General features: G+C 71.5%; 14 protein-coding genes, 1 pseudogene and 1 riboswitch. Of the genes and pseudogenes, 7 read left to right on the top strand and 8 right to left on the bottom strand.

What is annotated here, in order from left to right:
• Positions 1-158 precede the first annotated feature (158 nt).
• A riboswitch (cyclic di-AMP (ydaO/yuaA leader) is annotated at positions 159-329 on the top strand.
• From ACWC9T_RS06320 to ACWC9T_RS06310, 3 genes and pseudogenes are all read left to right on the top strand, one after another.
• Positions 316-1,566 carry a transglycosylase family protein gene (locus tag ACWC9T_RS06320; protein ID WP_449819889.1) on the top strand — a complete coding sequence of 417 codons (1,251 nt, stop codon included), beginning with the start codon at positions 316-318 and terminating at the stop codon, positions 1,564-1,566. Its footprint overlaps the riboswitch before it by 14 nt.
• Before the next feature lie 223 nt (positions 1,567-1,789).
• A complete protein-coding gene (locus ACWC9T_RS06315; RefSeq protein WP_449819888.1) occupies positions 1,790-1,990 on the top strand; it encodes a hypothetical protein in 201 nt (66 codons plus the stop codon).
• Positions 1,991-2,142: 152 nt separating this feature from the next.
• Positions 2,143-3,346, top strand: a pseudogene (locus ACWC9T_RS06310) (transposase).
• A 75-nt stretch (positions 3,347-3,421) separates the two neighbouring features.
• Here the strand turns inward: ACWC9T_RS06310 and ACWC9T_RS06305 are convergent.
• The 5 genes from ACWC9T_RS06305 to ACWC9T_RS06285 form a co-directional block, all read right to left on the bottom strand.
• Positions 3,422-4,441, bottom strand: coding sequence for a LacI family DNA-binding transcriptional regulator (locus tag ACWC9T_RS06305; RefSeq protein WP_396247591.1), 1,020 nt, complete (start codon positions 4,439-4,441; stop codon positions 3,422-3,424).
• 25 nt (positions 4,442-4,466) lie between these two features.
• Positions 4,467-6,164, bottom strand: a complete 1,698-nt coding sequence (locus tag ACWC9T_RS06300) for a glycoside hydrolase family 13 protein (RefSeq protein ID WP_449819887.1) — start codon at positions 6,162-6,164, stop codon at positions 4,467-4,469.
• Between the two features lie 91 nt (positions 6,165-6,255).
• Entirely contained in the window at positions 6,256-7,161 is a 906-nt protein-coding gene (locus ACWC9T_RS06295) for a sugar ABC transporter permease (protein ID WP_449819886.1), read from the bottom strand.
• Between the two features lie 40 nt (positions 7,162-7,201).
• Positions 7,202-8,203 carry a carbohydrate ABC transporter permease gene (locus ACWC9T_RS06290; RefSeq protein ID WP_449819885.1) on the bottom strand — a complete coding sequence of 334 codons (1,002 nt, stop codon included), beginning with the start codon at positions 8,201-8,203 and terminating at the stop codon, positions 7,202-7,204.
• A 79-nt stretch (positions 8,204-8,282) separates the two neighbouring features.
• Positions 8,283-9,563 carry an extracellular solute-binding protein gene (locus ACWC9T_RS06285; protein WP_449819884.1) on the bottom strand — a complete coding sequence of 427 codons (1,281 nt, stop codon included), beginning with the start codon at positions 9,561-9,563 and terminating at the stop codon, positions 8,283-8,285.
• 309 nt (positions 9,564-9,872) lie between these two features.
• On the opposite strand from ACWC9T_RS06285, the gene ACWC9T_RS06280 reads away from it, so the two are divergent.
• Positions 9,873-10,394, top strand: coding sequence for a GNAT family N-acetyltransferase (locus ACWC9T_RS06280; RefSeq protein ID WP_449819883.1), 522 nt, complete (start codon positions 9,873-9,875; stop codon positions 10,392-10,394).
• A gap of 53 nt (positions 10,395-10,447) precedes the next feature.
• Here the strand turns inward: ACWC9T_RS06280 and ACWC9T_RS06275 are convergent, their stop codons facing one another.
• Both ACWC9T_RS06275 and ACWC9T_RS06270 read right to left on the bottom strand, forming a co-directional pair.
• On the bottom strand, positions 10,448-11,512 hold the full coding sequence (locus tag ACWC9T_RS06275; RefSeq protein ID WP_449819882.1) for an aldose epimerase family protein: 1,065 nt from the start codon (positions 11,510-11,512) through the stop codon (positions 10,448-10,450).
• A gap of 215 nt (positions 11,513-11,727) precedes the next feature.
• The gene (locus ACWC9T_RS06270) at positions 11,728-14,688 is read right to left on the bottom strand and encodes an ATP-binding protein (protein ID WP_449819881.1); all 2,961 of its coding nucleotides are present in this window, start codon (positions 14,686-14,688) and stop codon (positions 11,728-11,730) included.
• Positions 14,689-15,023: 335 nt separating this feature from the next.
• Between ACWC9T_RS06270 and ACWC9T_RS06265 the strand changes: the two genes are divergently transcribed.
• The 3 genes from ACWC9T_RS06265 (at position 15,024) to ACWC9T_RS06255 (ending at position 18,318) form a co-directional block, all read left to right on the top strand.
• The gene (locus tag ACWC9T_RS06265; RefSeq protein ID WP_449819880.1) at positions 15,024-15,971 is read left to right on the top strand and encodes a terpene synthase family protein; all 948 of its coding nucleotides are present in this window, start codon (positions 15,024-15,026) and stop codon (positions 15,969-15,971) included.
• A 282-nt stretch (positions 15,972-16,253) separates the two neighbouring features.
• The gene (gene exaC, locus ACWC9T_RS06260; protein WP_449819879.1) at positions 16,254-17,777 is read left to right on the top strand and encodes an acetaldehyde dehydrogenase ExaC; all 1,524 of its coding nucleotides are present in this window, start codon (positions 16,254-16,256) and stop codon (positions 17,775-17,777) included.
• Between the two features lie 217 nt (positions 17,778-17,994).
• Positions 17,995-18,318, top strand: coding sequence for a nuclear transport factor 2 family protein (locus tag ACWC9T_RS06255; protein ID WP_449819878.1), 324 nt, complete (start codon positions 17,995-17,997; stop codon positions 18,316-18,318).
• A 10-nt stretch (positions 18,319-18,328) separates the two neighbouring features.
• Here the strand turns inward: ACWC9T_RS06255 and ACWC9T_RS06250 are convergent, their stop codons facing one another.
• Complete coding sequence (locus ACWC9T_RS06250) at positions 18,329-19,549, bottom strand: serine hydrolase domain-containing protein (protein ID WP_449819877.1); 1,221 nt, start codon at positions 19,547-19,549, stop codon at positions 18,329-18,331.
• Positions 19,550-19,604: the final 55 nt, after the last annotated feature.

Genomic DNA, 19,604 nt, shown 5'->3' with positions numbered 1-19,604 from the left:
CATTTACGATCATGATTCGTGTCCTATTTGGCAATTTCTACTAAACCGTGATGTGCATCACAGATATTTGCAGTTTGAACTTAAGTCTGCTTAACGTGCTCCCCGTTCGTGGCCACACGGACCCAGTTCATCCGCAACGCCGAGTCCTGCCGTCGGATGTCCTGGCAGCGCGAAAACGCACCACGGCAGGAGCGGGGGAACCACAGGTAAGTCGCCCCGGGCAGTTCCTCGGAACGGTCCAGGGCTAGGGGTGAAGCCGCGCCCACAGCGCGGCCGGGCAACTCCAGCCCGAATCCGACAGCTCACCTCGCAGGCGTGGGAGAGGACCGCGTCTTCATGCTTCCCACCAACGGCACCCGCCTGTCCAGCCGTACCCGTCGCGTGATCGCCGCCCTCGGCGTCGCGGGCGTCGGCCTCACCGTCCCCTGCCTCACCACCGGCACCGCCAACGCCGCCTCCGTCGCCACCTGGGAGAAGGTCGCCCAGTGTGAGAGCAGCGGCAACTGGGCCATCAACACCGGCAACGGTTTCTACGGCGGCCTGCAGTTCACCTCCAGCACCTGGGCCGCCTTCGGCGGCACCACGTACGCCCCGCAGGCCAACCTCGCCACCAAGGACCAGCAGATCGCCGTCGCCGAGAAGGTCCTCGCCTCCCAGGGCCCCGGCGCCTGGCCCGTCTGCTCGATCCAGGCCGGTCTGACCAAGGGCGGTGCCCCGGCCGCCGTCGACACCTCCGCCGCCACGGCCGCCAAGCCCGCCGCCAAGCCCGCGCCGAGCCAGGCCCCGGCCGCGAAGACCGCCAAGCCGGCCGCGCCCGCCCAGGCCCAGAGCAGCGACTACACGGTCGTCGCGGGCGACTGGCTGTCCTCGATCGCCGCCAAGCACAACGTCCAGGGCGGCTGGCAGCGGCTGTACGACCTCAACCGCAGCACCCTGACCGAGGGCCCGAACACCATCTACCCGGGCCAGCGCCTGACCTTCGGTGACGGCGACCAGGCCCAGGCCGACAAGTCCTCCTCGTCCACCGGGTCCGGCTCGGACTTCAGCTGGTTCAACCGCTCCCAGAAGGCCGGCCAGGCCGCGAACGGCGGTGCCGTGAACGCCAAGCCGGCCGCCCAGATCCAGGCCTCGAAGCCGGCCGCCAAGACCCAGGCCTCGAAGCCGGCCGCCAAGGCCCAGGCCCAGGCCCAGGCCCAGGCTGCCACCGGCAGCATGGCCGCCGCGGTGTCCTTCGCCGAGTCCAAGGTCGGCCAGGCCTACGTCTACGGCGGCACCGGCAACGGCGGCTGGGACTGCTCCGGCCTGACCCAGGCCGCGCTGCGCGCCGCGGGCATCAACCTTCCGCGCGTCGCCGCCGACCAGGCCGCCGCCAGCACCCACGTCTCGCTGGACAGCCTGAAGCCGGGCGACCTGCTCTTCTGGTCGAACAACGGTCAGGACTCCGGCGTCTACCACGTCGCGATCTACATCGGCGGCGGCAAGTACGTCGAGGCGGCCAACCCGAGCGCGGGCGTCCGCGAGCAGACCATCGCCAACTGGGCCCCGGACTTCGCCGGCCGGGTCTGAGCAACGGCGTACTGGCAGCCGCCTGCTGGCAGCTGACGTGCAACAGACAACGGCGGACGGATGACACACAACGGATGACGGATTTCACCGTCTGCCATCCGTCCGCCGTCACCCGCCAACCCCGGGGAGAGTCCGGTCGCTCCTCCCGGGGGTTCGCGTATTCGCATGGTGAAAGCCCGCCCCGACGGGCATGCTGCTGCTCTGCACCCGAGGAGGAGTCACCATGGCCCAGGTCACCATCACACTCGATGCGAACCTCGCGATCGACGCGATGCTGCTCTCCGGTACCAAGAACCCGCAGGACGCCGTCGAACTGGTCCTGCGCGACTACCTGGCCCGCGGCCGCCGCACCGAGCCCCGGACCGGCGACGCGGCCGGCGGCCACCGACTCACCGCCGACCGCCCGGCCGCCCAGGAAGGCTGACCGGCCGGAGCGGGCGGGTGGGCGAACGCCGAAGGGCCCCGGAGAGCAACTGCCGACGCTGTTGGTGAATTCGGGGCCTGTGCGTGACGTCGGCCTTCAAGACCTGGTTGTGGTCTTGAAGGCCGACGTTGTCGTTTGGGGGAGGGTGCGGGGTGTCGATGCGTGCGAGCGTGCCGGGTGAGGTGCCGGCGGAGACTGTGCGGGTGGCTCGGGCGGCGTTCCCGAAGGGCAGCCTGGCGATCCGGATCCGGGACGAGCTGGGAGTGTTGTTCACGGATGAGCAGTTCGCCGACCTGTTCCCGGCGCGGGGCAACCCCGCCTGGTCGCCGGGCCGGTTGGCGCTGGTGCTGGTGCTGCAGTTCGTGGAGGGGCTAACCGACAGGCAGGCCGCCGAGGCGGTCCGGGCCCGGATCGACTTCAAGTACGCCCTCGGGCTGGAACTCGGCGACCCGGGCTTCGACTTCTCTGTGCTGCCGGAGTTCCGGGACCGTCTGGTCGAGGCGGATGTCGGGCGACGGGTGCTGGACGGCATCCTGGACGCGGCCCGGGCCAAGGGCCTGCTGAAGACGGCGGTCCGGGCCCGGACCGACTCCACCCGTGTGCTGTCCGCGGCCCGTGAGCTCAGCTGGCTGGAGATGGTGGCCGAGGGGGTGCGATCCGCGTTGAACGCGCTCGCCCAGGCCGCCCCCGGCTGGCTGGTGGAGGTAGCGGACCCGAACTGGTTCCAGCACTACGCGACCCGAGCTGAGGAGTCCCGCTTCCCGAAGTCCCGCGCCAGGCGGGAGGAGGTGGGACGGCGGATCGGTACGGACGGCATGCGACTCTTCGAGGCCGTGACCTCGCCCGACGCGCCACGAGAGCTGCGAGACCTGCCGCAGGTCCAGGTGCTGCGGCAGATCTGGGTCCAGCACTTCCACCTGGTCGGGGGCGAGGTGGTGCGCCGGGACCAAAAGACCGGCCGCCGGGCGCGACGCGCCTGGTCACCCCCTATGACGTCGAGGCCCGGGGGAGCGTGCACCCAAGGCCGAACGACGCGAGCTCAACCTACGACACCGGGACGAACACGGAGCCGTCCACGCCGCCCGCACCGAGCAGCGAACCGACGCCTGGAAGGACCGCTACAAGATCCGCGCCGGGGTCGAGGGCACCATCTCCCAGGGCGTCGGACGCTGCGGCCTGCGCAGGTCCCGTTACCAGGGCCTGGCCAAGACCAGCCTCCAGCACCAGCTCACCGGCGCCGCGATCAACCTCGTCCGCATCGACGCCCACCTGACGGACACACCACGGGCCCGCACCCGCACCAGCCACTTCGCACGACTTCGCCCCGCCGAGCAACAGCTCGACGGGGCGAAATGATCAGGACCCCGAATTCACCAACAGCGTCAGCAACTGCCCCCCGGGGCCCTTCGGTTGACCGTCCGGTACCGGTGCTCAGCGCGCGCAGGCCCCGGTGGACCCGCGCATCACCAGCTCCGGCTGGAACATGAACTCCCCGCGCTGGGCGGCGTTCCCGCCGACCTCCTCCAGCAGCGCGTCCACCGCAGCCGTGGCCATCGCCTCGACCGGCTGGCGGATCGTGGTCAACGGCGGTTCAGTGAAGGCGATCAGCGGCGAGTCGTCGAAGCCGACCACCGAGACGTCCTGCGGCACCGACAGTCCGCGCTGCCGCACCGCCCGGATCGCCCCGAGCGCCATCATGTCGCTCCCGCAGACGATCGCCGTGCAGCCCTTGTCGAGCAGCGCGCCGGCCGCCGCGTGCCCGCCCTCCACGCTGAACAGCGTGTGGTGGACGAGCTCCTCGGCCTCCTCCCGGCTGCGCCCGAGCACCTCGCGCATCGCCGCGGTGAAGCCCTCGATCTTGCGCAGCACCGGCACGTACCGCCGCTGCCCGACCGCCAGCCCGATCCGCTCGTGCCCGAGTTCGGCCAGGTGCTGGACGGCCATCCACATCGCGGCCCGGTCGTCCGGCGAGATGAACGGCGCGTCGATCCGCTCGCTGTACCCGTTGATCAGCACGAACGGCACCCCGCGCCCGGCCAGCCGGGCGTACCGGTCGTGGTCGGCGGTGGAGTCGGCGTGCAACCCGGAGACGAAGACGATGCCCGCCACGCCCCGGTCGACCAGCATCTCCACCAGTTCGTCCTCGGTGGACCCGCCCGGCGTCTGGGTGCACAGCACCGGCGTGTAGCCGTGCCGGCTGAGCACCTGCTCAATCACCTGCGCCAGCGCGGGGAAGATCGGGTTGCTCAGCTCCGGCGTGATCAGCCCGATCAGCCCGGCGCTGCGCTGGCGCAGCCGGGTCGGCCGCTCGTAGCCGAGCACGTCCAGCGCGGCCAGCACGGTCTGCCGGGTCGCGGCGGAGACGTTCGCCTTGCCGTTGAGTACGCGGGAGACGGTGGCTTCGCTGACCCCCGCCTGCGCCGCGATGTCTGAGAGTCGCGCCGTAGTCACGGGCCCAGAGCCTATTGCACCCACGTCAGACCGCCCACCAGCCGGTGCTGTCCGGAGCGAGCACCGTCTCGCCGCCGTTCACCACGAGTTCGGTCGAGCCGAGCAGCAGTCGACCGGGCGCCGCTATCCGCACCGGCTCGCCGGTGGTGTTCACGGTGCAGACGAAGGACCCGCGCCGGAAGGCCAGGGTGCCCTCGGGCGCCTCCAGCCACTCGACGTCCGTCCCCGCGCCCAGGTCGGGCTGCGCGCGGCGGACGGCCAGCGCGCTGCGGTAGAGCTCCAGGGTGGACGTCGGGTCGCCGGTCTGCGCCTCGACGCTCAGCGCGGCCCACTCGGCCGGCTGCGGCAGCCAGGACGGCCCGCCCGCCACCGGTCCGAAGCCGTACGGGGCCTCGGTGCCGGACCACGGGATCGGGACGCGGCAGCCGTCGCGGTAGCCGTCCTGACCGGCCTGGCGGAAGAACGACGGGTCCTGGCGGACCTCGTCCGGCAGGTCCGTGACGTCCGGCAGGCCGAGCTCCTCGCCCTGGTAGACGTACGCGGAGCCGGGCAGCGCGAGCATCAGCAGGGTGGCGGCACGGGCCCTCCGCAGACCCAGCGAACGGTCGCCGGGGGTGCGGATCTGGGTGCCGAGGCCGGGCTCGTTGGCGAAGCGGGTGGCGTGCCGGGTGACGTCGTGGTTGGACAGCACCCAGGTGGTGGGGGCGTCGACCGGGCGCATCGAGTCGAGGGACAGGTCGATCACCTCGCGCAGCGCGGTGGCGTCCCAATCGGTGCCAAGGTACTGGAAGTTGAAGGCCTGGTGCAGCTCATCGGAGCGGACGTAGTTGGCGGTGCGCTGGACGGTCGGGGTCCAGGCCTCGGCGACGCCGATCCGCTGGCCCGGGTACTCGTCGAGGATCCGGCGCCAGCTGCGGTAGATCTCGTGCACGCCGTCCTGGTCGAAGAACGGCATGACGTCGTTGCCGAGCAGCTTGAGCTGGTCGGCGCCGCCGATGTCGGGCAGGCCGGGGGCCTTGACCAGGCCGTGGGCCACGTCGATGCGGAAGCCGTCCACGCCCATGTCGAGCCAGAACCGCAGGATCGAGCGGAACTCGTCGGCGACGGCCGGGTTGTCCCAGTTGAAGTCGGGCTGCTCGGGGGCGAACAGGTGCAGGTACCAGTCGCCGGGGGTGCCGTCCGGGTTCTCGGTGCGGGTCCAGGCCGGGCCGCCGAAGATGGACTCCCAGTCGTTGGGCGGCAGTTCGCCGTTCTCGCCCTTGCCGGCGCGGAAGTGGTAGCGCTCGCGCAGCGGGGACGCGGGGCCCTCGCGCAGGGCGCGCTGGAACCACTCGTGCTGGTCCGAGGAGTGGTTGGGGACGAGGTCGACGATGATCCGCAGCCCCAGCTCGTGGGCGTCCCGGATCAGGGCGTCGGCGTCCAGCAGGGTCCCGAACATCGGGTCCACGGCGCGGTAGTCGGCGACGTCGTAGCCCGCGTCCGCCTGCGGCGAGGCGTAGAACGGGGAGAGCCAGACGGCGTCCACGCCGAGGTCGCGCAGGTACGGCAGGCGGCTGCGGATGCCCGGCAGGTCGCCCATGCCGTCCCCGTTGGAGTCGGCGAAGCTGCGCGGGTACACCTGGTAGATGACCGCGTCCCGCCACCAGCCTCTGGACGCGCTGACGTTCGCCTCGTGAGCGGTGTCGGCGGCAGGCCGGGAGGTGTCGGCCAGGTTCTGGGTCATGGACGGTATCCCTTGGGGACTAGAGGAGCGGGGAGCGCTGTGTCTTCGAGGAGCGCAAGGGCCTCGCGAAGTGCCGGGACTTCGCGGAGCGTTACGACTTGGAGGCACCGGCGGTCAGGCCGGTGACCAGGTGGCGCTGCACCAGGTAGAAGAAGGCCGCCGACGGGATCGCGATCAGCACGGCGGTCGCGGCCATCAGGTTCCACTGGGCGTCGTGCTCGCTGACGAAGGTCTGCAGGCCGACGGCCAGCGTGTACTTGTCGGAGCTGAGCATGAAGGTGGAGGCGAACGGCACCTCGGCCCAGTAGGTGAGGAACGAGTAGAAGGCGGCCACCGCCAGGCCCGGGCGGGCGAGCGGCAGCACCAGCCGCCAGAAGGTGCCGAACGGGGTGAGCCCGTCGACCCGGCCGGCCTCGTCGATCTCCACCGGGATGGTGTCGAAGTAGCCCTTCAGCAGCCAGGCGCAGTACGGCACGGTGGTGGTCGAGTAGACCAGGATCAGCCCGGTGTAGCTGTCCAACAGGCCGAGTTCGGAGAGCATCGTGTACATCGGCACGATCAGCACGGCGATCGGGAACATCTGGGTGACCAGCAGCGACCACATCAGCGGCTTGTGCCCGGGGAACTTCATCCGGGAGACGGCGTAGCCGGTGGTGGCGGCGAGCAGGACGCCGAACACGGTGGTGATCCCGGAGACCAGCAGGGCGTTGCCGAACCAGGTGAAGAAGTCGGTGTCGCCCAGCACGTGCTGGTAGTTCGACAGCGTGAGCTTGCCGAGGATCTGGCCGGGGTGGAGGTAGTCGGTCTTGTCCGGCCCGAGCGAGATGAAGAGGATCCACGCGACCGGGAACAGCGCGATCAGGCTGGCGACGATCAATGCGCCGTGGGACAGCGCCTTGGCCAGCGGGCTGCTCTCGCCGCGTCGGCGGACCTTGGCCGGCCGTGCGGTCGGGGCCGCGGTCACTGCGGCGGCGGGGCGTTCGGTGGTGGTGCTCATCGGGGTTACCTGCCTTCGTGGGTCAACTGGGTCCGGGGCCTCAGCCGTTGGCCTGCTCGTTGCGGGCGAGCCAACGCCGGTAGAAGGCGGTGAAGACGATCAGGATGGACAGCAGGATCACGCCGTAGGCGGCGGACTGCGCGAAATCCTGGGGAATCTGGCCGAAGGCGAGGCGGTAGGCCCAGGTGACCAGCAGCTGGGCGTCGGGGGCGCCCTTGCCGAAGAGCAGGTAGATGACGTTGAACTGGTTGAAGGTCCAGATCACGCCCAGCAGCACGACGGTGGAGGAGACGGTGCGCAGCCCGGGCAGGGTGACGTGACGGAACTGCTGCCAGCGCGTGGCGCCGTCCATCTCGGCGGCCTCGTACAGCTCAGCCGGGATCGACTGCAGGCCGCCGAGCAGCGAGATCATCATGAACGGCACGCCGGCCCAGGTGTTCACCAGGATCGCGGCCGCCTTCTGCGCCCACGGGTCGGTGAGCCAGCCGGGCTCGGGCAGGTGGAGGGCGGAGAGCGCGCTGTTGATGATGCCGCCGTCGGAGAGCATCAGGCGCCAGGAGAAGACGGTGACGAAGGTCGGCACGGCCCAGGGCAGGATGAGCAGCATCCGGTAGGCGGCGCGCCCGCGCAGCTTCTGGTTCAGCAGCAGGGCGAGGCCGAGGCCGAGGGTGTAGTGCAGGAAGACGCAGACGGCCGTCCAGGCGATGGTCCAGACGAAGTGCGACCAGAAGCGGTCGTACGAGCCGGGACCCCACAGGATGTCGGCGTAGTTGTGGAAGCCGACGAAGTTGTAGCTGGCCGGGATCTCGTTGACGCCGATCTTGCGCGCGACGTTGAGGCTGTTGGCGTCGGTGAGGGTGAGCCAGATGCCTTGGACGAGCGGGTAGAGCACCAGCACACCGAGCACCAGCACGACCGGGGCGATCATCGCGTAGGCGTACCAGTGCTTGGCGTAGGAGCGCTTGAGGCGTTCCAGCAGGCCCGGACGCTGCTCGCGCTCCCGGCTGCCCTTGCCGGTGGCGCCCTGCACGGCGACTGACATCGTTTGCACCTTCTCGGGGGGATTCTCGGGGGAGCCGACGGCCCGGCCTGCCGTTCGGTCGGCAGGCCGGGCACGGGGACTACTTGGCGAAGCCCGGCAGGAGCTTGGCGTAGTCGGTGGCGACGGTGTTCAGTGCGTCCTGGGTGCTGGTGCCCTGGAGGGCCTTGCCCAGGTTCTCGCCGAGCGAGGCGAACAGCGAGCTGTACTCGGGCAGTTCGGGGCGGGGCTTGGCGCTGCTCAGGATGCCCTGGAAGCCGGCGATGCCCGGGTCGGCCTTGACGTCGGCGGTGAAGGCGTCGGAGCGGGTCGGCAGGGTGGAGTTCTTCTGCGCGATGAAGGCCTGGCTCTCGGCCGAGGTCATGAAGGCGGCGAACTTCTCGGCGGCGGCCTTGTGGGCCTTGTCGGCACCCGCGTAGACGGAGACGTTGTGGCCGCCGGTGGGGGCGCCGGCCTTGCCGCTGGAGCCGGCCGGGACGGGGGCGATGCCGAGGTTCTTCTTGTCGGCGAAGGCGGAGCCCTTGTAGATGTTGGTGATCTCCCAGGGGCCCTGGATGATCGCCGCGACCTTGCCGCTGTTGAAGGCGTCCATCATGTGGGCGTAGGCGTCGGTGGTGACGTCGGCCTTGGCCATGCCGGGCGCGGTGAACATCGACTTGTAGGTCTCGACGGCCTTGACGGCCTCCGGCGAGGTGACGGTGATCTTCTTGCCGGCGGCGTCGACGGTGTCGGTGCCCTCGCCGAACAGGAACGGCATCGCGTAGTAGCCGTCGGCGGCCTTCAGCCAGAAGCCGTCCACGCCAGCCTTGTCCTTGACGGCGGCGGCGTCGGTCTTGAGCTCGTCCCAGGTCTTGGGGGCGTCGGTGATGCCGGCCTTGGCGAACAGGTCCTTGTTGTAGAGGAAGCCGAGGGTGTCGGTGACCAGCGGGACGCCGTACAGCTTGCCGTCGTACTTGGCCTGCTGGATCAGGCTGGGCTGGAAGGTGGAGGTGTCGGCGGCGGCCGGGGTGCCGTCCAGCGGCTCCAGGAAGCCGGCCTTGGCGAAGGCGGCGGTCCAGCCGACCTCGGAGCGGAACACGTCCGGCGCGCCCTTGGCCCCCATGGCGGTCTGCAGCTTGTTCTGCGCCTGGTCGAACGGCACGTTGACGAAGTTGACCTTGATGTTCGGGTTGGCCGCCTCGAACTTCTTGGCCAGCTCCTGGTAGTTCGGAGCCTCGTTGGTGGCGTTCGACGTGTCCCAGTACGTGATGGTGACCGGGCCGTCGGTCTTGCTGTCCGAACCGGAGCCGCCGCTGCTGCCACAGGCAGCCATCGAGCCCGCGAGGGCCACAACGAGGGCAGAGGCCGCAATGCCACGCCGCATGAGAACTCCTTGGGAGGGTGGGGGTGCCCGAGATGTTCGGAGACAGGCGCATAATGGCTGCCTCGTGCCGACCGCACCGTTGCTGCCGTCGGGCTCGGAAGGAAGTTAACAGCGGTGAAAGATCGACGGAAAGTCCTTGCAGCAAGTTTCTGCAAGAAATAGGGATCGTTACAGCCGCGTGTCCTGGACGTAGCCGCACGGTAGTTGACGGCGATGGCTAATATCCCGCTTCGTCCGATTCGCCCCGGTCCCGGATGGCCGGCAGTGCCACCGTGCGTGGCCGGAAGACGCTTGCAGCAGACTGGGCGCATGCGCATCAGAGCCGTCGCCAGGGATGAACTGCCACTGCTGGTCGAACTGGAGCGGGCCGCCGGAGCGCCCTTCGCCGCGATCGGCATGCCGGAGATCGCCGAGGACGACCCGGGCACGCCCGAGGATCTCGCCCACTACCTCGACCACGGCGTCGCCCTGGTCGCGCAGGCCCCCGACGGGACGATCACCGGCTACCTGCTGGCCGGGCCGGTGGACGGCGCCCTGCACATCGAGCAGGTGTCGGTGCACCCCGACCACGCCCGCCGGGGCATCGGCCGTGCGCTGATCGGGCACCTCGCCGGGCACCAGGGCGCCGACGCCCCCGCGCTCACCCTGACCACCTTCGCGGACGTCCCCTGGAACGCCCCCTACTACGCCCGCTGCGGCTTCCGCCCGCTGGCCGACGCGGAGCTCACCCCGGGCCTGCGCGAGATCCGCCGCAGGGAGGCCGAGCACGGGCTGGACCGCTGGCCCCGGCTCTGCATGCGCCGGGACCTACGCGGCGGCGCGGACGCCTAGTCGCGGTGCGGACGCCTGGTCGAGGTGGACGCCTAGTCGCGCTGCGGGGACGTCTAGTTGGTGCCCAGCCGCAGCACCGTGGTCGAGCGGAACTCCTCCCCCGGCCGCAGCACGGTGCTCGGGAACGCCGGGTGGTGCGGAGAGTCCGGGAAGTGCTGGGTCTCCAGCGCGATCCCGGAGAACGGCCCGTACGGGACCCCGCTCCCGCCGGTGACCGCGCCCTGGAACTTGTTCGCCGTGTAGACCTGGATGCCCGGCTCGGTGGTCAGCACCTCCAGGGTGCGGCCGCTGACCGGGTCCTCCAGCAGCGCGGCCCGCGCCGGTCCGCCGTTCGCCGGACGGGCCCGCAGCACCCAGTTGTGGTCGTAGCCCCCTGGCCCGGCCAGCTGCGGGTGCTCGTCGTGCACCGACTTGCCGATCGGCGTGGCCACGGTGAAGTCGAAGGGGGTGCCGGCCACCGGCTCGGTCCGCCCGTACGGGATCTGCCGCTCGTCGGCCGGGGTGTACTCGTCGGCGTCCAGGGTGAGCAGGTGGCCCAGGACGTCGCCGCTGCCCTCACCCGCGAGGTTGAAGTAGGCGTGGTTGGTCAGGTTGACGACCGTCGGCTTGCTGGTCACCGCGTGGTACGCGATCACCAGCTCGCCGACCGCGTCCAGGGTGTAGGAGACGGTGACGTCCAGCGCGCCCGGGAAGCCCTGGTCGCCGTCCGGGCTGTGCAGCCGCAGCCGCACCCCGCCCTCGATCGGCTCGGCCGCCCACATCCGCTGGGCGAAGCCGTCCGGTCCGCCGTGGATGGTGAGCCCGCCGCCGGTCGGGGCGAGCGGGTGCTCCTCACCGTCGATGGTGACCTCGGAGCGGTCGATCCGGTTGGCGTACCGGCCCACCACCGTGCCGTAGTGCCGGGCCGGGCCCAGGATCTGACCCAACTGATCGGTGGACAGCAGCAGTTGGGCCGTGCGGCCGGTGCGGTCCGGCGCGCTCAGGGTGTGCAGGGTGGCACCGAGGGTGAGCACGCTCGCCTCGTACGGACCGGCCGTGAGCGTCCAGCGCTGGATCGCGGCGCCCGCGCCCGAGGGGTCGAGGGGTTCCCGCCGCACGTCGGTGGCCTCGCTCGCCATGCCTGCTCCTCACTGGCGACCGCGCCGCCGCCTCCGCCCGGTTCCGGGTCCGTCCATCCGTCAGGAGTCGCTGCCGCAGCCCCCGTGGTGTCCGTCAGCCTAGCGAGGGAGGCGGCAGCGGGGGCGCTCCCACGCCTCCGCGCGCCGCCCGGACGCCACCGTCCGCTGCCCTCGCCGGGCCGCCGCTACTCCCCTTGCTCCTCGCGCGGCTGGGCCTACAGCCCCAGTGCCGAGGCGAGGCCGTCCGGCCCGCTGCCCGCCTTGCGGTAGACCGCCGCCAGCCGCCGGTTGACCAGGCTCAGCTGCACCCCCAGCTCCTCGGCGATCCGCTGCGGCGGCACGCCCTGCGCGGCGCGCTTGGCGACCTCCCACTCGGGCCCGCTGAGCGTGTCCCGGAAGTCGCGCTTCTCCAGCCGGTTGGGCCGCAGGCCGTAGTTGGCCAGCTCCCGCCGGGCCTGGTCGACCAGCTTCTCCGCCGAGCAGTGCTGGGCCAGCTCGATGCCCTGGTACAGGTACTCCTGGGCGTCCTCCAGCCGCCCGACCCGGCGCAGCGCGGCGCCCAGGTCGACCAGCGCGAGGGCGTGCTCGTAGGCGGCCGGGGACTGCCCTAGGTGCTCCACGGCCTGCTCCAGCAGCTCGACCGCCTGCTCGCCGTTCTCGACCTGCGCCTGCAGCCGCAGCGCGCTGCCGATCGCCGAGGCGGTGCCGAAGCCGCGCGCGTCCTGGACGGCCTTCTGGGCGTAACCACGGGCGCGCTCGGGCTCGTCGTCCGCGATCGCGATGGCCAGGTGCCCGGCCCAGGGCGCCCAGACGGTGTTGCGCCAGCCGCGGATCTCCAGCTGGGCGCCGGCCTCGGTGAGCGCGGCGGCCGCGCCCGCGTGGCGCTTCATGGCGATCAGCAGCTTGCCGTACAGCGAGGCCGCGTCCGGCAGCACCATGGCGGTGGCGTGGTACGGCGGGTGGAAGCCGAACTCGTTGGCCAGTGTCCAGGCCTCCTCGACCCGGCCGCGGGCGATCAGGGTGTCCACCAGCACGCCGACCGCGTCCCAGGCCAGCGGCAGCTTCTTGCCGACCCGCTCGGAGATCCGGTGGGCCCGGCGCAGGAAGTCCTCGGCCTCGGCGAGCAGGCCGCGGCGGAACCGGGCCAGGCCCATCAGGAAGTACGCGAAGCCCCGGTGGGCGCCGCTCCAACCGGCGATCTCGAACTGGATGATGGCGTCCGCGAACAGCCGCTCGGCCTGGGCGATGCGGTCGTTGTAGATGTAGGTGAGACCGAGCATCGAGGGCAGTTCGAAGCCCCAGGTGGTGTCGGTCCAGCCGAGGCCCTTGGGCAGCCGGCCGCCCTCGAGGACCTCGTCGGCCAGCGCGAGCGCCTCGGAGGAGGGGGCGCCGCTCAGGGTCAGGTCCCAGGCGCGCATGGCGAGTACCGCCCGGTCGGCGGCCTCGCGGCCGCCCAGGTTCTGACACATCTCGCTCAGCCGGGCGGAGCGGCCGGGGCCGTCCTCCTCGGACTTGCGGAAGGCGTGCCACATGAACGAGGCGGCCTGGAGGCGCTGCCGCCCGGCCGGGTCGTCGGTCCGCTCGGCCTCCTGCTGGCAGACCAGCGCGGCCTGGCCCAGCTCGCCGCTGTGGGCGAGCACCTCGGAGAGCCGGAAGGTGGCGTCCACCCGCAGTTCGGGGCGCAGCGGCACCTCGTCGGGGTCGAGCGCGAGCTTGAGCTGGTTGACGGTGGCGACTGGGTCGGTGAGCAGTGCGGAGCAGCCGAGTTCGTACAGCACCTCGGCCTTGATCGCGTCGGCGGGCGGCTCGTTGAGCGCGCGGTGCAGACAGCGCTGGGCGGCCTCGGGGGCGCCGATCAGCTGGTGTTCGACGGCGGCGCGGCGCAGCTTCTTGACGATCCGGTCGTCGCCCTCGCCGGTGTGGGTCTCGACCAGGTGGCGGGAGGCCGCGAGCAGGCCGAGTCCGGCGTTCTCGATCTCGGCGGCGGCGATGCCGTGCATGCCGAGGCGGGTGGCCTCCGGCATGGTGTTGTAGATGGAGCTGGCGATCAGCGGGTGGACGAACTCCAGGTTCCCGTTGGGGGCCTGGGTGAGCACGCGCTGCTTGCGCAGCTGCTTGATGGAGTCGCGCGCGCCCTCGGTGCTCTGGGTGGAGATCCGGGTGGCGAGGTCGACCCGGATGTCGGTGCCCAGCATGGCGCAGGCCCAGGCGAAGCGCAGGGTGCTGGCACCGAGCCGGTCCAGCCAGCTCTTGAGGGTCATCCCGGTGGCGTCGACGGCGAGTTCGCGCAGCTGCCGGGAGTTCTCCTCGACCGGTTCGAGCTCCTGGTCGCGGACCTGGTCGAGCAGGGCGACGACCTCGAAGGGGTTGCCGTTGACGACGTTCCAGAACTCGTAGCAGAAGGCGTCCTCGGCCTTGTCGCCGAGTTCGGCGCGGATCATGTCGGTGACGGAGCTGAGGTTGAGCCGGTTGAGCTCGTGCTTGCGCCCCTTGAGGCCGAGGGTGTCCCGGCGGAGGTCCTGGGTCTCAGTGGGCCAGTCGTTCTCGTCCTCGCGGAAGGCGAAGACGAGCAGGACGGGCAGTTCGCCGGAACGGACGGCGAACTTGGCCAGCCAGGAGAGGGATTCGGCGTCGGCCCAGTGCAGGTCGTCGACGATCATCACCATCGGCGCGCGGCGCGGTGCGAGCTGGGTCAGCACGTAGTCGAGGCCGTCGCGCACGCCCTGGGGGTCGAGCCGGCGGGCGCCGGCCTTGGGCTGCTTGAGGCCCATGGCCGGTCCGACGACCTCCTCCCAGGTGCCCATGACCTGGCGGAACTCGTCCGCGCTCAGATCGCTGAGCACGGGCTGGAGCAGCTGGCGCAGCACGTGGTACGGCTCCTTGAACTGCCGTTCGCCGCCTCGGGCGAACAGCACACAGGTGCCCTCGCGGAGTTTGGCGATCCGTCGAACCTCGTGCAGCAGACTGGTCTTGCCGATGCCCGGGCGGCCGGAGAAGGTCAGCAGGTCACCGATCTCGGTGCCGCCGGCGGCGAATTCGCGGCAGAGCTGGTCGATGGCCGCTTCCACGGAACGCAGTTCGGCGTCGCGGTCGCGCAGCCTGACCCGGGGCGCGACGCCGTCGCCGTCCCGGCCGGAACCGGTTCCCGCCCGAAGTTCGTTGTCCTGCTCGGTCACCGTCGCGCCTCCACCTCACCCGCTGGCGGCGCGGCTCGACCACTGCCGTGGGAGCCGCTCCGTCACTGTTCGTGAAGCCGAGGTTAGCGCCGTGTGCGGCTCGCCGTGCGGCATTCGCCCAGGCTGGGGCGGACGGTGAGGGTTCGGACGGCTTGCCAAGGGCAATTGCCCTATATCCCTAACGTCCGATCATTGCATCAGATACCCTACGGCCCGCGAGGCGCTGATGATCTTGCGCAGTCACCCTCACCTTCCCAGCCTCGCCGCGTCACCTCCCCCCACGGCCAATGATCGAACCACAAGCGCCCCCCGCCCTCCGCTGCACCGGGAGTCCGATGTCTGACGACACCTCACTTCAGATTCCGTTCCCGTACCGCCGCAGTCCGCACGGCCCGTACGCCACCAAGCTGCACCGGGACTGGCTGATCCGCCACCCGCTGCTCCCCGACGCCGACCACCCCGGCTACGCCCACTGGGAGGTGGTCGACCTCGCCGCACTCGGCTACCCGGACGCCGGTCCGGACGAACTCGCCCTGGCTGCCGACCTGATGGGCTTCTACTTCCTCTTCGACGACCAGTTCGACGGCCCGCTCGGCCGTCGGCCCACCGAGGTCGCCCCGATCTGCGAGCGGCTGATCGCCGTCCTGCACGGCGCGCGCCCCGATCCGGGCTCCGCCGTCGAGGCCGCCTTCGCCGACCTGTGGAACCGCAGCGTGCACGGCATGCCGGCCCGCTGGCAGGCCCGCGCGGCCTACAACTGGGAGTACTACTTCGCCAGCCACCCGGCCGAGGCGGCGGGCCGGATCTCGGCGCGGCCGCCGGACCGGGCCGGCTACCTCGAACTCAGACGGGGCACCGCGGCAATGGAGACCATCTTCGACATGGTCGAGCGGCTCGGCCAGTTCGAGGTCCCCGCCGCCGTCCTGCACCACCCGGTGCTGCGTCAACTCCGGCAGCTGGCAGCCGACATACCGTCGCTCAGCAACGACGTGCGGTCCTTCCCGCTGGAGGCGCCGCGCGGGGACGTCAACAACCTGGTCATGATCGTCCAGCGTGAGCGCCGCTGCTCGGCCGAGGAGGCCTGTGCGACGGTGATGGCGGAGGCCCAGCTGATGGTCGAGCGCTGCGCCGAGCTGCACGAGCGGCTGCCGGACGTCTTCCGGGAGCTGGGCCTGTCCCGGATCGAGTGCGCGATCGCCCAGCGGTACGCGGAAGGACTGCTCACCTGGCTGGCGGGCTACCTGAGTTGGGAGGCCCGCACCGGCCGGTACCACGTGGTCTGACGCACTCACCGCGCGGCGCGCCGTCGAACGCGCCCTCCGCGCGCCCGGGTCGAGAACGTCCGGATCGCGCACCGTCCGTACGAGCCGGTCGTACGGACCGTAGCCGCAGCGCACGCTCGGCGACTATCGTGCTCGACGGCGGGCGCCCCCGGCGGGGCGCCGGCCCGACTGCGTGTCCGCACCCTCCCGCCGGACCGTCCCCCTGACCGGATGGTCCGGCGCGCCGCCCACGGCCCGATCGGCGCCGGGCGGCGCCCGACGTCGCGAGGAGACACAGAGAGCATGACGGTCTACCAGCCCCCCGGCGCGCCCGGCAGCATCGTCGCCTACCGCTCCCGGTACGAGCACTGGATCAACGGCGGTTGGACGCCCCCGGTGCGCGGCGAGTACTTCGGCGACCCGACCCCGGTTACCGGCGAGGTGTTCACCGAGGTGGCCCGCGGCACCGCCGAGGACATCGAGGCCGCCTTGGACGCGGCCCACGCCGCCGCGCCGGCCTGGGGCCGCACCTCCGCCGCCGACCGGGCGCAGGTGCTGCTGCGGATGGCCGACCGGATGGAAGCCAACCTGGAGCAGCTGGCCGTCGCGGAGAGCTGGGAGAACGGCAAGCCGGTGCGCGAGACGCTGGCCGCCGACCTCCCGCTCGCCGTCGACCACCTGCGCTACTTCGCCGGTGCGCTGCGGGCCCAGGAGGGCAGCCTCTCCCAGCTGGACGAGGACACCGTGGCGTACCACTTCCACGAGCCGCTGGGCGTGGTCGGCCAGATCATCCCGTGGAACTTCCCGGTCCTGATGGCGGTTTGGAAGCTGGCCCCGGCGCTGGCGGCCGGCAACGCGGTGGTGCTCAAGCCCGCCGAGCAGACCCCGGCCTCGGTGCTGCTGCTGGCCGAGCTGACCGCCGACCTGCTGCCGCCCGGCGTGGTCAACATCGTCACCGGTTTCGGCGAGGAGGCCGGCGCCCCGCTGGCCGCCAGCAAGCGGGTGCGCAAGCTCGCCTTCACCGGCGAGACCGGCACCGGCCGGCTGATCTCCCGCGCCGCCGCCGACAACCTGATCCCGGTCACCCTGGAGCTCGGCGGCAAGAGCCCCAACCTGTTCTTCGCGGACGTCGCCGCCGCCGACGACGCCTTCTACGACAAGGCCGTCGAGGGCTTCGCGATGTTCGCCCTCAACCAGGGTGAGGTCTGCACCTGCCCCAGCCGCGCGCTGATCGAGTCCTCGGTCTACGAGCGGCTGCTCGGCGACGGCCTGGAGCGGGTGCGCGCGATGCGCCAGGGCAACCCGCTGGACACCGACACCCAGATCGGCGCGCAGGCCAGCGCCGAACAGCTGAAGAAGATCCTCTCCTACTTCGAGATCGGCCAGGCCGAGGGCGCCAAGGTCCTGGTCGGCGGCGAGCGGGCCGACCTCGGCGGCTCGCTGGCCGACGGGTACTACGTGACGCCGACGGTCTTCGAGGGCGTCAACAGCATGCGGGTCTTCCAGGAGGAGATCTTCGGCCCGGTCGTCTCGGTCACCCGCTTCGACGGCTTCGACGAGGCGGTCACGCTCGCCAACGACACCCAGTACGGGCTCGGCGCGGGCGTGTGGACCCGCAACATCAACACCGCCCACCGAGCCGGACGCGCCATCCAGGCGGGCCGGGTCTGGACCAACTGCTACCACGCCTACCCGGCCCACGCGGCCTTCGGCGGCTACAAGAACTCCGGCATCGGCCGGGAGAACCACAAGGCGCTGCTGGAGCACTACCAGCAGACCAAGAACCTGCTGGTCAGCTACTCCCCCGACGCGGTCGGCTTCTTCTAGGCCGCCCCCGGACAGGAGTGGAGCGGGAGGCCGAGCCGGGCCTCCCGCTCCACCGCCACTCCCCGTGGCGGGCTTGTCAGGAAAATCGCCTGGTTCGGGATCTAAGCACATGAATCCCCTGATTTTGCCGACTCGCCGCCGACATGCCCGGACGGCCCGCGCGAACGCCGTAGACAGGACTCCCCAGTCCGCTCACCCCCGTTGGGAGTCCCGGCAGATGACCATCGCCCCCGCCAAGCTCACCGACCCCACCGTCCGCGCCTTCGTCACCGCGGTCAACGCGGGCGACCGCGACGCCTTCTTCGCCCTGCTCTCCCCGGACGCGACCATGTCCGACGACGGGTCGGAGCGCAGTCTGGCGGACTGGGTCGACCGGGAGATCTTCGGCCCGAACGGCCGGATGGACGTCCAGAGCGAGGCGAGCGCCGGCCACGCCCTGGTCGCCAACTTCACCAACGAGACCTGGGGCGAGATGCGCACCGCCTGGCGCTTCACCGTCGACAACGGGAAGATCAGCCGCTTCGAGACCGGCCAGGCGTAGCCGACCGCCCTCAGGAGAGCCCCAGGCACCCCCGCACCGCGCGGATCAGGTTGCGCGAGCGGACATCCCCGGTCACGCCCGGCTGCATGCCGTTCGTGACGTACCCGAAGCCCAGCCCGAGGTCCGGGTCGGCGAAGCCCAGCGAACCGCCCCGGCCGGGGTGGCCGAAGCTCGCCGGGGAGGCCATCGGCGCGGTCGGGCCGTGCCGCCAGAACCCCAGGCCGAAGGTGGAGTTGACGATCAGCACCCGGTCCGGGCCGTTCACCGTCGGCCCGACCGCGTGGGCCAGCACCTCCGGGCCGAGCAGCGGCGGTAGCAGCGCACCGGAGCCGTCCGGTCGGTCGGCCGCGCCGATCAGCGCCGCGTAGAACCGGGCCAGTGAACGGGCGGTGCCGATGCCGCCCGCGCCGGGGATCTCGGCGGCCTGCACCGCCGGGTCGTTGAGGTCCACCCCGGGGCACACCGAGGCGAAGGAGCGGGCGGTCAGCGAGGTCGGGTCCTGGTAGGCGTCCCGGACGGACTGCTTGGGCCGCAGCCGCAGCCCGCTCGGGCCGGTCCGGGCCGCCTCCGGGGCGGGCAGGTCCACCAGCTCGCCGACCCGGGGCGCGGCGCCGGCCGGCAGCCCGATCCACAGGTCCAGCCCGAGCGGCCGGGCGACCTCCTCGGCGAAGTACTGTCCGATCGTCCGACCGCTCACCCGCCGCACCACCTCGCCGACCAGCCAGCCGAAGGTGTGCGGGTGGTAGCCGTGCGCGGTGCCGGGCTCCCAGGCGGGCGCCTGCGCGGCCACGGCGGCGGCCGCGCGCTCCCAGGTCAGCACGTCCTCCAGGCGCAGCGGCACGTCCAGCGCGGGCACCCCGACCTGGTGCGACAGCAGCCAGCGCACCGGCACGTCGCCCTTGCCCTGCGCGGCGAACTCCGGCCAGTAGGAGGCCGTCGGCGCGTCCAGGTCGAGCAGGCCCCGCTCGGCCAGCAGCAGCGCGGTGGTCGCGGTCAGACCCTTGGTGACCGAACGCAGCACCTGGGCGGTGTCCGCCGTCCACGGCACCGCGGGCGCGGGCCGCCCGCCCACCTCGGGCCGGGCGTCCCCGCCCCACAGGTCGACCGCCCTGCGGCCGCGCACGTACAGCGCGAAGGCCGCGCCGAGCTCGCCGTACTCGATGAAGTTCCGCACGAAGGCCGCCCGTACGGGCTCGAAACCCTCCGCCGTCTCGCCCCAGATCTCCACCACCACGTGCCGCCCTCAGGTCGTTCGCCGCCGTCCGATTCCTCGATCCCGCGTTCGA

The organism is Kitasatospora sp. NPDC001159, assembly GCF_053598235.1.
Note: the sequence above shows the minus strand (reverse complement) of the source record. Positions and strands in the feature narration are given on the sequence as shown.